This is a genomic window from Arcicella aurantiaca (assembly GCF_003148625.1).
Lineage (GTDB): Bacteria > Bacteroidota > Bacteroidia > Cytophagales > Spirosomataceae > Arcicella > Arcicella aurantiaca.
Genome location: NZ_QGGO01000026.1, coordinates 30,078 through 42,315, shown reverse-complemented (window position 1 = coordinate 42,315; position 12,238 = coordinate 30,078). Strand labels below are relative to the sequence as shown.

Below are 12,238 nucleotides of genomic sequence, written 5' to 3'. Positions count from 1 at the left end.
TTAAAATTCAAAACTTAATTCAGCAGTAATGGAATTACCTGTTAGCCCATCGCTTCGCTTATAATGTGCATATCTTAAATCTAATGACTTCACATTAAGAAATTTATGAAATGGAACAAGACGAAGCGTACCACCGATTTTTTGTGATTGTAGTTGCGATAAGTCAAAGTCGCTGGTATAATATTGGTCAGTCAGTAAATGACGTCCATAACCCGCAAAATAATCAGACGCTGTTTGGGCATGAACCTTTACAAATGGTGAAATAGTTACTGCCCGAGTTACTTTTACAGGGACAGTGAGGTCAAAAGTCGCAGAATTGATACCCCAATCATCTTTATATAATCTCAAACTTGTACGTAATACTACAAATTTATTGAGAAACCAGTTGAAGCGTCCGTAGATAGCCAATTTGTGTCTTAGTCGAGGCAGTTTTTCAATGGCAACGGTTTTAGAATATTCATCAATCACGCCATCTTTGAAATACACTCTGTAAAACGGTGTATTGAGAAGTCCTTTTTGAAAAATAGCATCAACCCCAATAAGAGCATTCATTTTTTTGTTAATATTGAATGCGTAATTTGCTCCGATAGCATTAGAATAACGATTATCTATGCCATAAGTTTTACCATCTTTCGTTTTGGTGTCTCCACTATTAACAATGGGTATTGCATTAGGGTTTATTTTAGTTCCTTTATCAGACGCACTTGTTCCTGCATCATATTCGTCGTTAGTATTTCTAAACTCCCCCGGATATATCAGCATCCAAGTATCCATAATAGAGTTAAGTTTAAACGACAACACAGACCCAGAAGTAGGGTTTATTAAAGAATGAGAATAACCCAAAGTAAGAGAATTGACATCATACTCCTTTGAAAAACCAACGTATGGAGACATGGTTTTGGTTTGATTTTTATTAGAAAAATCAATACCAATTCCTCCATAAGTACGGGTTTCATCTACGCTAACCCCACTGTTTCCAGAACTGGCAGAAGTTTTGTATTTATCAATATCTAAATAGGAAGCTGCCGTAAAATAATCTACTCCACCACTCAGTTTAACGCCAACACGTTTACTTACTGGTAAAAATATACTTCCTTCTTGAGTATAACTGTATAAATCCTGAGAGCCTTTTCCACCATTGGTTGCTCCATGTTCTCCGTCTTGTTCATAGTAGTTGCTTAATAAGCTAACTTTAATCGGTTTTTTCTCACTTTCTACCTCTTTAGTAGCCTGTGGCACTCTATTTTGTGAAAATCCGATACAGGCAAAACATACCAATGCCAGTGTTAGATTTAGTCTATTTTTAGTCATTTTCTTTCTTTTTATTGATTAATTACAGCCACATCCACCACCAATTTTTCCGCCTTCTCCACCAGAAGCCCCTTCTCTATAAGTAAATCCTTCTGATTCTGCTTTTTCAACAGATAATGGACTCTGGCTCATGGTATAGTCGTTTACATATTGTCTTTGATATGGTTTAACAACCGAACAACTACTTGCTCCTAAAGTAAATAATGCTAATAAAATGTATATACGTTTCATGTTTGCAGGGGTTAATTGGTTAATTTAATGTCTTGTACTTTCACGATAGTACCGTTATTTCCAACGAAATATCCGAGGTCAGGCTTTACAAAAAAGCATGAATAAAAAATATAAACTTGCGACGGGTCAACTTCTTGTCCCCAATATTTTCCGCCATTGGTTGTTTTATAAATGTATCCATGTTCGCCAATTGCCCAGCCATAGTTTTCATTTACAAAATATAAATCTCTGAAAGAACGAGTATTTGCTTTATTGGTTCTGTCTTCAAAAGTTCCATTAGTATTCATTTTCAAAATCATACCGTTTGCTCCACAAATAAATGCAGTATTGGTGGAAGGATATGAAATACCATAGACTGCATTTAGGCTTTCAGTTTCCATCCATTTCCAACTATTTCCACCATCGATAGACTTAAAAATATACCCAGCATTTCCTAAAATGTATAAATTTTTAGCGTCAATGGCATGAATATAGTTGAGTGTTGTACCGCCAATTGTTCCATTTGTTGTGCTTGTTGTGTTTTCGCCTGCCGCTATACGTTTACGCACCCAACTGCCACGCATTCCTAAAGTATCAATATTTGCTTGAATTGCCCAAGTGTTTCCGCCGTTGGTCGTATTATAGATTGTCCCATTTGCTCCAACTGCCCAACCTGTATTTTTGTCAATAAATTTGACGGAATTTAAAGCCCGAGCAGTACCGCCAACGGTTTGTCTTGTCCAAGTAGTGCCACCATCAGTCGTGTTCAGAATTGTAGAAACTGTACTTGTACCAACGGTAGTTGTTGCACCAACCGCCCATCCAGTTTTTTCGTCAATAAAGTTCAAACTATTAATCGCAACGGTAGTTCCAGAAGATTGTTTCGCCCAAGTTTTGCCACCATCAGTAGTTTTTAGAATAACGCCTGCTTGTCCTGAAACATAACCTATATTTTCATTCAAAAATTGGACTCTGGTAAGCCTATCTGTGACTCCGCTCGAAAGCGTCGTGAGAGTTGGTGTTTCATAGAGGGGGTCATTATCGGTGTTTGAAGTACACGATAAACCCATGAATGCTACAAAACCAGCTAATGCCAATTGTTGCATTCTTGTTAAAAATGATTTCATAATAAATAATTATTTTTGATAGTATCTTTTTTCTAAATTATCTGAATAATAGTAATCACCATTATCATCGACAATGAAGCAACGGATATCGTTAAAATTGTTTGCAAAATCTAAACCCTTCTTGCGTCCCATCAAGAAAATTGAGGTTGCCATAACATCGCATAATTCAGGGTCTGGACTCAAAACGGTTACACTTTTAATTCCTTTAACAGGATACCCCGTTTTGGGATTAATTATGTGGGAATATCTTTTTCCATCAATTAACGCAAAACGTTCGTAGTTTCCCGATGTAGCGATAGCTTCATTCTGAATTGGAAGCCAACCTATGTAGTCAGTGTTTTTGTTTGGGTCAGCAATTCCTACCTTCCAAATACCGTCAGGATGAATACTTTTTCCCCATGATACCAAATCACCTCCCGCATTTACCAATCCAGAATCAATTCCTAAACTTATCAATTTCGCTTTTATTTTATTGGCAATATACCCCTTCCCGATTGCCCCCAACTCTATTTTTGTGCCTCTATTACGAATAAAAATAGTTTTATTCTGTTCGTCTAATTCGATAAATTCGTAGTTGATATTTTTGATTGACGCTTTAATTTTATCATCTGATGGTTTCTCAACAAGTGGTTTATCGAAATACCAAATTTTATCAATAGAAGCAAATGTTACATCAAAAAGTCCATCTGTTAGAATAGATAATTTTAAACTTCTTTTTACTAAATAAAAAAGTTCATCACCTACTTTTACAGGTTTAATTCCTGCCTGTTGATTGACGCAAAATAATTCCGTTCCTTCTTGCCAAGCTGAAATTATATTGATTAAACGGTTTGCTTCATCATATCCTAACTGTATTAAACATTTTGCCTCATCGGGTAAATTTCTATCATGAAGTATTGTAATATCTAATGTCGAACTCATTGATTTTTTAGATTCCGAATAGACATTTAATATTCGAGGACTCGATTCAATCATTTTCCATTATTTTTTAATTTCTGGAATGCCAAGTCTTCCGAAAGTGTTGCATGAATTTTTTCTTTCACCACTAAATTTTCATCTGCAATTACCAACAATGGAAATTCTCCTTCTGGGTTGAGTTTGTCCGCCAAAAATTCATTATACTTTTCCAAATTCGGTTCAAGTTTAGTACGTTGTGGAAAATCCGCTACATAATAAACGTATTGACTTTGAAGGAGTGTTTCAACTTCTGTTTTCACCAGAAAACTTTTCTTGAATTTTGTACAGATGCTGCACCAGTCACTTCCACAAAAATAAACGACAATATTTTTGTGTTCACTTTTTGCTTTGGTCTGTAAGTCGATATTCGTGTCGGCTTTGAATGCCAGAAATGCTAATAAAAAGCTTAAGCAGATAAGTTTTTGTAAAGGTTTCATTATATTTATTTAGATTAATTAAAAATAAGCTAACAAATGTATTTACGCAAATTTATATTCACAAACAATAGAGAGTAAAAACACTTACTTCTTTGAAAAATGCAAAAAATTAGAAAATTCAGACAATGAACAGTAGCCAATTGGGCTACCAATCTGCTCGCCTTTAGGTGAAATGAGGACATAAAAAGGTTGTGCATTGTTATTGAATTTTGAAATTTCTAAGTCCATATTTTTATCTCCAACAGTGCTTTTTAATTCATCATCATATTTTGAAATATACTGTTTTGGCTTTGGTAACTCTTTTTTGTCGTCCACATAAAGTGATGCAATAACAAAATCATTTTTGAGTTTTGCCAAAATTTCAGGTTTCACCCAAACAGACTCTTCCATTTTGCGGCAATTGGCACAGGCATATCCAGTAAAGTCAATTAATACAGGTTTATTTACCTTTTGGGCATATTCCAAGGCATCTTCATAGTCAGAGAAACCAACTAAACCATGAGCCATTGGGCGAAGTTTATCTGCCGAAACACCTTCCAAAGTACCAATATTTTCAATAGGAGGTAAAATTCCAGAAAGCATTGGTAATGATTTTCCGAAAATACCCGTTGCCATATAACCCGAAAAAACAAGAAATAAACCCGTGAAAAAGAGGCGTGAAGGGGCATATTTTTTGATTTTTGAATCCTTGGGCAAACGCACAATTCCTGCGATATAGAAAGCAACAAAAGTGAAAATAAGAATCCAACAAATAAGAAATGTAGTACGAGAAATCAATCCAAAATGATAAGTTTGGTCAATATTACTCAAAAATTTAAGTGCCAAGGCAAATTCAGCCAAACCCATAACGGCTTTCATTTCGTTCATCCATCCGCCTGATTTTGGCAAACTTTTGAGCCATTGCGGAAACATCGCCAAAGAAGAAAACACAATGGCAAAAGGTAGCCCAAACGCCAACATTCCCCATAAGGGACGGAAGACTTCGCCCTGAGCCGCCATAACCAATAATGAGCCAACAAAGGGTGCAGTGCAAGAAAACGATACAACGACTAAGGTCAGAGCCATGAAAAATATGCCAATCCAACCACCACTATCCGAAAGTCCATCTACTTTATTCACCCAGTTATGGGGTAAAACAATCTCGAAAGCTCCCAATAAAGAAACCCCAAAAACGATAAAAACAATAAAGAATGCCAAATTAGGAATCCAATGGGTACTGATAAAATTGAGGAATGAAGCCCCCGTTATCATGGTTAAAAAACCAATTAATCCAAAAATTAACATAATGGATAAGCCATAAAAAAGAGCTTTACTTTTTCCATTGGTTTGTTTGGTGAAAAAACTGACCGTCATGGGCATAATTGGGTAAATACAGGGCATGAAAATAGTGGCAAGCCCAGCCAAAAATGCAACAGAGAGAAAACTTAATAGAGATTGTGAGGTTTGCATGGGTTTAAATTATAAATGGATAAATAAATTCTTTTAAAGTTGTACTTTGACAAAACACCTTGCTATTGAATCTGAAGCTGTTTAAACTTTCCCTTTCGGGTTAAACTAAGTATTTTAGAGTAGCTTGTTCCAAAATTTTCTCAACGTTAACGTTGCTATGCAACACCGCCTAAACAGGTTTATTCAATTAGTCTATTGTTAGGGAATATTGAGCAAAAAGAGTTTGTATTTTATTTGAAACAATCGTATTTGAAAGGGTAATACGTGATACTGCATTTTTATGTGCTTTTTGATAACGAATTTCGCTTTGCCGAAGAATAACTCTAATTTGATTCGGTTCTACCAATACTTGATTTGGAGAAAACATTTTTAACAGATTTACTTCTATTTGATTTTCATTCTCTGAAAATCCCACATCAATCCGCTTTATTCCTTTTGTTTGATTGGTGTGTAGAAGCACCGTTTTTGATACGTATTTATAAGGATGATACCCTGACATAATAAAGGGTAAGTTTAAATTTTGAGGAGAAAATAACCGCCAATGTATTGTTTGCAATTGTTCATTATGCCTCTTTAAACTAAAAATACGAGATACTTTAAATTCATTTTTTAACTTTTTATGCGTTGCAATTATATTATCAGAATAACAGGCAAAATCTAATATATTTTCGGAAGACACACTGTAACTACAAATTCTATTGAAGAATCCGCTTATAAAGTCCATAAAATGGGTTTTAGCTAACAATTGCATAATGTATGGAAATCTTGAAACATCAACTAATTCTATAAAACTTTCATCTTCAAAGTAAATCATGGCATTGTATGCTTTGTGGGCTTTTGCACCTAAACACACCGTGAAGCCCATTTCTTGAAAATCAGAAATGGCTTTTTTTAGATTAGTTGTGCGGATTAATACGTGGTCGATACGATTCATGTTAGCTTAGGGAATTATGTTAGTTTATCTAACTCATTTATGCTGACTAAATACCCTTGAGTTTTTGCATATTTTGGGAATTGATTGAGCAGTGTATTTTCTGTAAATGGTTCTATTTAAGCATACTATAAGTTTTTTAGCGTTTATTTGTTTTGAAACCACACTTCATCTAAATAGCCCATTCGAGGGTTGACAATACTGTTATACTTGCTACCAAAAGTATAAGTAAGCCCAAATTCACCCCAAAAGTTGTTTTTAGTCGCTAATTGTTGCCCGCCTAAAAGATACACATCGTCAGCCAAAGGTTTTTTTAATAAACTTATTTGGTCGTTAATGATTTCAAATTGCCCATTGACATTAAAAAAAAGCCCTTTGGCTAATCGAAAGCTGAACTCTGAGGAAAACGATAATCTATTTTTCTGTAAATCATTCAAGAAACTACTACTTTGTACAGTTCCTCTTATACTTCCCCAATTGCGGGTAATGTCTGTGAGTAAAGCTAATCTTTGATATGGGAGTGTTTCTTCTAATTTTTCATAAATTGTTTCGCCCAAGTAACGTTGTTTTTGCAAACCTATTTGATAAGCCAAACGCATCTGTTTTACCAAATTTTTGGAATAGGGGAATATATTGTATTCAATAATAGGGGCAATTCTAACACTACTTTTCAAATTTACATACTCGTTAGTTCTATAATGTATCATTGCTCCCCACGACCAATGTTCATTAATACTGCCAGCATATAACGGAATAATATCTAAACTTTTAACAAGAATAGACTGTTTTTCCTCATTGATTGTATAACTATTCTGTTTGAATCCTTGCTGAATATTTAGCACCCATTTATGTTTGGGCGTTATTTTTCTGGCAGTAAATTTGGGTTCAATATTATAGAATAGGTAGTTAGATTGCCCCTCAATATAGCCTTCAACACTTGCCGTAAAATTCCATAAATTCCAGGGGTCATGTTGTTGAGCTTGGTTGGGTTTGGGTTCGGTTTTTAAAATAGCAAGAGGCTTAATATCAAAGGATTGTGCAAAAATGGTATGATGAAAAAGATAATTTAACCCTTTTGAAATCTGTTGAACGATATTTGTTCTGATAAACTCTTCGGTTTGTCCTTGTGGTAAGTCAAACCAAAGGGTATCTTTTTTACCAAATAAGGTTTTCATTCCTGTAAATTCAAAATTGATTCTAAAACCTCCTTGTGAATTTTGTTTTTCTGATACCAAAATCTGAACATCGGCATTATTGGCATCCCAAACAAAATTACAATTACTGAGTGTTTGGAATAAATAATCCCGATAGCAGCGAGTCTCTGTTGTAGCACAGTTAATGAATACATTAGCTGTGCTTTGCGACATGATTTTCCCTGACAGTAGTTGTAAGAAAACCACCATCAAGAAAACCAGTCGATAGTTATAAATTATACTCAATGACCTTAAAATTTAATGGTAGTTTGTAAACGGAAATTGATAGGAGTACCCGGTGAATATACCCATTCCTGAGCATCTGGGCTGTAATAACCATTACTTACATATTTTTGATTTGTCAGATTATAGACATTCAAACCGATTGATATTTTTGAGAAATTGTAATTTACACAAGCATCGTAAATAGTATAAGTTGGTAGGTTTTTATTGCCAAATTCACTACCCCATCCTACATATACGCCACTCCTATTGCCCATGTGTTGTACGCCTGCTCCAAAGCTCAAACCTTTCAAAAGTCCTTCATTAAATTTATATTTTAGCCAAGCATTCATCGTTTGGTCTGGTGTACCATAATTTTTGATGCCAACAACTGTCGAATCTAAATCTTTTGTCACCCTTGCATTTGTATAAGAGTAATTAGCTATTACAGAAAGATTATCAGTAATATTTCCAATCATATCCATTTCAAAACCTTCACTTTTTATTTGTCCTGTTTGCAAATAAAACCCATCATGTATGGGGTCTGTGGTACTTACATTATTCTTTTCAATGCTGTAAACAGAAGCATTTAGGGATAATTTCTTATTGAACAATAATGCTTTTATACCAATTTCTTTATTACTTCCTGTCAGTGGTGGCAGACGACTACCCCCAAAAACTGCCCCTCTTTGTGGCAAAAAGCTTTGGTCGTAAATTGCAAAAATAGATAGATTGTCAGACGGTAAATAGGTTAGCCCTATTCGAGGAGTGAACGCATTTTCGGTAATTTCATACTCAGGGTCATCCACGCCACCATTATAATCTTGTCCTGTGGTCAGCATCGTAAATCTACCAGCTAAAGTAACGATATATTTTTTAGCAATTTTGATATGGTCTTGCACATATAAGGCTTGCCATTTATTAGTTGCCATCCAAGAACCTTTATTTTCAGCAGGGAAAGCCGTCAAACTATCTTTTGGAACATAATAAATAGGGTTTTTGATAGATAATTGTAATCTTTTGGGATTACTCCAATCTCCTCCATACGTACTTCCTTCGCCACCATCTCCAAAGTCTAAACCAATCAAAACTTTATGTTCAACGGCATTTCCTGTATTAAACTTTCCATCTGCAAATACTTGCATATTATACAACTTTCCGTACCAATCACTACTTGAATTGGTACGATAAATAGTATCTTTTGTAGCAGACAATCCATTGACGTACAGAGCCATTCCGTCCCAGTCGGTTGTCATGTATGCCACTTGAGCATTGAGTTTCCATTGGTCATTTATTTGATGATTAAAGGCAAGACGAGTATAAACATCTGCTCCCATAAAATTGCCAATATTAGGGTCATTCATTGCCATATTGTAAGGCAAGGCATAAAACTGTTCATTAATCGAAATTTGATTATACGCATTATGTGCCGATACCGCCTTGACATAGTTATGTTCTAAAGTAATGCTCGACTTATCTGTAAAGTCATATTTGAGAGCAGGACAAACGAAAAATCTATTAAAATTACTCAGTTTATAAAACTTAGCACTTTGCTGAAAACCTGTATTTAGTCGGTAGGTTAATTTTCCGCCCTCCGTAAATTCTCCTCCCAAATCAACCGCAGTACGCATCATATTGTAACTTCCCATTCCAAAACTAACCTCATTGATTCGTTCGTGGGTTGGTTGTTTTGTAACCGTATTTACTAAGCCTCCAGGTTCTGCATTGGCAAGCATAAAACCAGCAGGCCCTTTCACAAATTCTACACGTTCAATCATCGAGGCATCTTCTTGAGCATTCCACCAAATAGGTCCTCCAACGCCATTACGGTATGTGCTATACGTTGCGTTTGTTCCTCTTATCAAAAGACTTGCATCTAAGTCATCACCGTAAGTTTTAGTAATTCCACTCACGGCTCTAATCACATCATTTTTATTGAGCATTCCCATATCAATAATTGTCTGACGAGTGGCAACACTAATATTCTGTGGGATTTCAATGAGTGGAGCTGCTAATCGAAGAGATTGAGAAGGAACATCTGCAATATACTTTTCAGATTTTTGTCCAGAAACAACAACTTCATTGAGATTACGAGTGTTTTCTTTTAAGATAACTTTTTCAAGAATTTTATTTGCATCAGTTCTTACCTGAAATTTTATTTCCTGCGTGTCAAATCCAATACCGCTAAAAATAAGGGTGTGTACGCCAGCATTCAGATTGTCAATTTTAAATTTTCCTTCACTATCTGTTACTGTACCCCGTTTTGCACCCTTTAACTGTACATTGATAAACTCGGCAGATTTCCCATCCGAGACTGCCACCATACCCGTTACACTGGCGTTTTGAGCATATAAAACAACACTTAATAGTGTTATTAGTATTGTAAAGATTAGTTTCATAATTTATGGATTAATTTTTACTGATATAATTATTAACATAGTGTTGTTAAATCTTACTGGAAAAAAATTCTCCAGTAAGACTGTCATTCATAACCATTAACTAATAATTATTGGATTGTTAATATAAATGCTGAGTTATTAGGCATAGTCAAAAGATAAGTATGCCGTCGTATTAATTCACAACAAAAGTTGTTTCTGATTTATAACGGATTGATTCATAGTCTTTTCCCTTGAAATTCCCTTTGGTTGTATCAATCCATTCTGCCTCAATAAGATAAAGCCCTTTTCCTGCTAATGGAAACGTAACTGTGCCATCGGTATTGGTAAGGTTGGTTTTCTCCCAAGTTTGTGGATTGATGATTGTAACACTTGTTTTTTCTGATGGTTGTTTATCTTTAATGATGGTTATTTTTAAAACATCTTTCTGTAATTCGGCTACAATATCAAAAAACTGATATGTTTTTGACTGATTATTGGGAATATTTCCTGCAACATAATTTGTTCTTAAAAACTGTACTGGACGAGTAATTCCTAATTTGTGTTTCGTCCAATCTTGTACTTCACGAGTATCATTAATACCCAAAATTTGATAATTGCCTGCTGTTTTAGGAGTAAATGTTCCTTCCCAATGGGTATCTGTTTGGGTCATTTGAATATCTGTTTTATTTCCGACTACGTCAATAAGGGCTACTTTAATATCAGCCATTTTATCTAATTTTGTTCCCTTTTCACGAAGATTAGCCCCATATTCTCCAAAAAATAATAATACTTTTACGGGTTCGCCAACTTTGCCAGACCCCTTTGTTTCTAACCAATACCCATGTGCCATCGACAAAATTGGGAGCATCACTGCCATTACTAACATTCCTATTTTTTTCATATTTGTACTTGATTTACGAATTGTGTTGTTGTTACTTTCTTGATTACTTTTTTGCGTTTTCCCCACCAAATGTAAAAACCTGTAATGGGTAAACTTGCCCCAAAAAGACCTGCTAATAAGGCTAACAATTTACCCCCAAAACCAAACATTCTGCCGGTGTGTAAATCAAAATTGGACATTCTAATTTTATCTGCAATAGCATAATTTTTGTATAAGTCCTGACTCAGTAATGTTCCTTTGTATTGATCAAATACGAAAGTATTTTGTTGCCGTACCCATTGATAAGGATATCGCATGACAAAACGATAGGTACCAACGCTGTCTTTGGGTAATTGAATATTGGCTGAGATATATGCTCCGTAAGACGTTGCCACTCCAAAAAGAGAATCTAATGATACTTTCGGGCTATCGGGATTATAAATAGAGCTAACTTTTTTCTTGTAAGTCATCGGTATTCCATTCAACTTATAAATCGCTTCGGGAACACTCTCAAATACCCAAAATAACCCTGTGAAAGTAATGGGCAATAAAATCCAGAGAAAATAGAACCCCCAAACATTGTGTAAGTCGTAATTAATCCGTTTTTTGGTGGCATTCCATTTCATTTTAAAAGCAGACTTTAACTGATTTTTTTTGGAAGGAAACCACAAATAAAACCCAGAAAGTAACATCACAAAAAAGATAAGCGTATTCCATTTAATGATTTCTTCACCAACTTCACCCAATAATAAATTGATATGTAATTGGACAACAATCATCATAAAATCTCTATCCATACGTTTTTCTCCATGAATTTTACCCGTAAATGGATTCATCGCAATGGCTTTTCGTTTTTGGGTGATTATCAAAACAGCACTATTACTGGGTACTGTTTTGATTCTTATCTGACTAACTTTTTCTTTAGGGTATGCTTTTTTGAAATTAGCTAATAATACATTTGGTGTTAGTCGTGAATGGTTTGCCAAATCGTTTACATAGAGAAATTCTGATTTTGTAAAATCATCAAATTCCTCCTGAAAAGCATACAAAGCTCCTGTAATAGACACCACAAACATAATTAAACCCGATGCCAAGCCCAGCCAAAGGTGTATTTGTCCAATTAATTTCTTGATATTTTTCATC

General features: G+C 34.9%; 11 protein-coding genes. All 11 read right to left on the bottom strand.

Features of this window, described 5'->3' with window-relative positions; genetic code table 11:
- Complete coding sequence (locus LV89_RS19240) at positions 1–1,311, bottom strand: DUF3570 domain-containing protein (RefSeq protein WP_109744553.1); 1,311 nt, start codon at positions 1,309–1,311, stop codon at positions 1–3.
- Between the two features lie 18 nt (positions 1,312–1,329).
- Positions 1,330–1,542, bottom strand: a complete 213-nt coding sequence (locus LV89_RS19235) for a DUF4266 domain-containing protein (protein ID WP_109744552.1) — start codon at positions 1,540–1,542, stop codon at positions 1,330–1,332.
- An 11-nt stretch (positions 1,543–1,553) separates the two neighbouring features.
- A complete protein-coding gene (locus tag LV89_RS19230) occupies positions 1,554–2,648 on the bottom strand; it encodes a WD40/YVTN/BNR-like repeat-containing protein (protein ID WP_109744551.1) in 1,095 nt (364 codons plus the stop codon).
- Between the two features lie 9 nt (positions 2,649–2,657).
- Positions 2,658–3,569: an FAD:protein FMN transferase gene (locus tag LV89_RS19225; protein ID WP_170117763.1), complete on the bottom strand. Its 912-nt coding sequence runs from the start codon at positions 3,567–3,569 to the stop codon at positions 2,658–2,660.
- A gap of 50 nt (positions 3,570–3,619) precedes the next feature.
- Positions 3,620–4,042 carry a thioredoxin family protein gene (locus LV89_RS19220; RefSeq protein ID WP_109744549.1) on the bottom strand — a complete coding sequence of 141 codons (423 nt, stop codon included), beginning with the start codon at positions 4,040–4,042 and terminating at the stop codon, positions 3,620–3,622.
- 84 nt (positions 4,043–4,126) lie between these two features.
- The gene (locus LV89_RS19215; RefSeq protein WP_109744548.1) at positions 4,127–5,491 is read right to left on the bottom strand and encodes a protein-disulfide reductase DsbD family protein; all 1,365 of its coding nucleotides are present in this window, start codon (positions 5,489–5,491) and stop codon (positions 4,127–4,129) included.
- Between the two features lie 187 nt (positions 5,492–5,678).
- The gene (locus LV89_RS19210) at positions 5,679–6,425 is read right to left on the bottom strand and encodes a VOC family protein (RefSeq protein ID WP_109744547.1); all 747 of its coding nucleotides are present in this window, start codon (positions 6,423–6,425) and stop codon (positions 5,679–5,681) included.
- A 143-nt stretch (positions 6,426–6,568) separates the two neighbouring features.
- A complete protein-coding gene (locus LV89_RS19205) occupies positions 6,569–7,789 on the bottom strand; it encodes a hypothetical protein (protein WP_109744546.1) in 1,221 nt (406 codons plus the stop codon).
- Positions 7,790–7,866: 77 nt separating this feature from the next.
- A complete protein-coding gene (locus tag LV89_RS19200) occupies positions 7,867–10,236 on the bottom strand; it encodes a TonB-dependent siderophore receptor (protein WP_109744545.1) in 2,370 nt (789 codons plus the stop codon).
- A gap of 172 nt (positions 10,237–10,408) precedes the next feature.
- Complete coding sequence (locus LV89_RS19195; RefSeq protein WP_109744544.1) at positions 10,409–11,116, bottom strand: DUF4198 domain-containing protein; 708 nt, start codon at positions 11,114–11,116, stop codon at positions 10,409–10,411.
- Complete coding sequence (locus LV89_RS19190) at positions 11,113–12,237, bottom strand: PepSY-associated TM helix domain-containing protein (RefSeq protein ID WP_158279633.1); 1,125 nt, start codon at positions 12,235–12,237, stop codon at positions 11,113–11,115. Before LV89_RS19190 ends, LV89_RS19195 begins: the two co-directional genes overlap by 4 nt.
- Between the last annotated feature and the right edge of the window lies 1 nt (position 12,238).

What these genes read in the sequence shown, in the direction of transcription:
- LV89_RS19240 (WP_109744553.1), bottom strand. Translation starts at nt 1,311, where the DNA reads ATGACTAAAAATAGACTAAATCTAACACTGGCATTGGTATGTTTTGCC.
- LV89_RS19205 (WP_109744546.1), bottom strand. Translation starts at nt 7,789, where the DNA reads ATGTCGCAAAGCACAGCTAATGTATTCATTAACTGTGCTACAACAGAG.
- LV89_RS19195 (WP_109744544.1), bottom strand. Translation starts at nt 11,116, where the DNA reads ATGAAAAAAATAGGAATGTTAGTAATGGCAGTGATGCTCCCAATTTTG.
- LV89_RS19220 (WP_109744549.1), bottom strand. Translation starts at nt 4,042, where the DNA reads ATGAAACCTTTACAAAAACTTATCTGCTTAAGCTTTTTATTAGCATTT.
- LV89_RS19210 (WP_109744547.1), bottom strand. Translation starts at nt 6,425, where the DNA reads ATGAATCGTATCGACCACGTATTAATCCGCACAACTAATCTAAAAAAA.
- LV89_RS19215 (WP_109744548.1), bottom strand. Translation starts at nt 5,491, where the DNA reads ATGCAAACCTCACAATCTCTATTAAGTTTTCTCTCTGTTGCATTTTTG.
- LV89_RS19225 (WP_170117763.1), bottom strand. Translation starts at nt 3,569, where the DNA reads ATGAGTTCGACATTAGATATTACAATACTTCATGATAGAAATTTACCC.
- LV89_RS19230 (WP_109744551.1), bottom strand. Translation starts at nt 2,648, where the DNA reads ATGAAATCATTTTTAACAAGAATGCAACAATTGGCATTAGCTGGTTTT.
- LV89_RS19235 (WP_109744552.1), bottom strand. Translation starts at nt 1,542, where the DNA reads ATGAAACGTATATACATTTTATTAGCATTATTTACTTTAGGAGCAAGT.
- LV89_RS19200 (WP_109744545.1), bottom strand. Translation starts at nt 10,236, where the DNA reads ATGAAACTAATCTTTACAATACTAATAACACTATTAAGTGTTGTTTTA.
- LV89_RS19190 (WP_158279633.1), bottom strand. Translation starts at nt 12,237, where the DNA reads ATGAAAAATATCAAGAAATTAATTGGACAAATACACCTTTGGCTGGGC.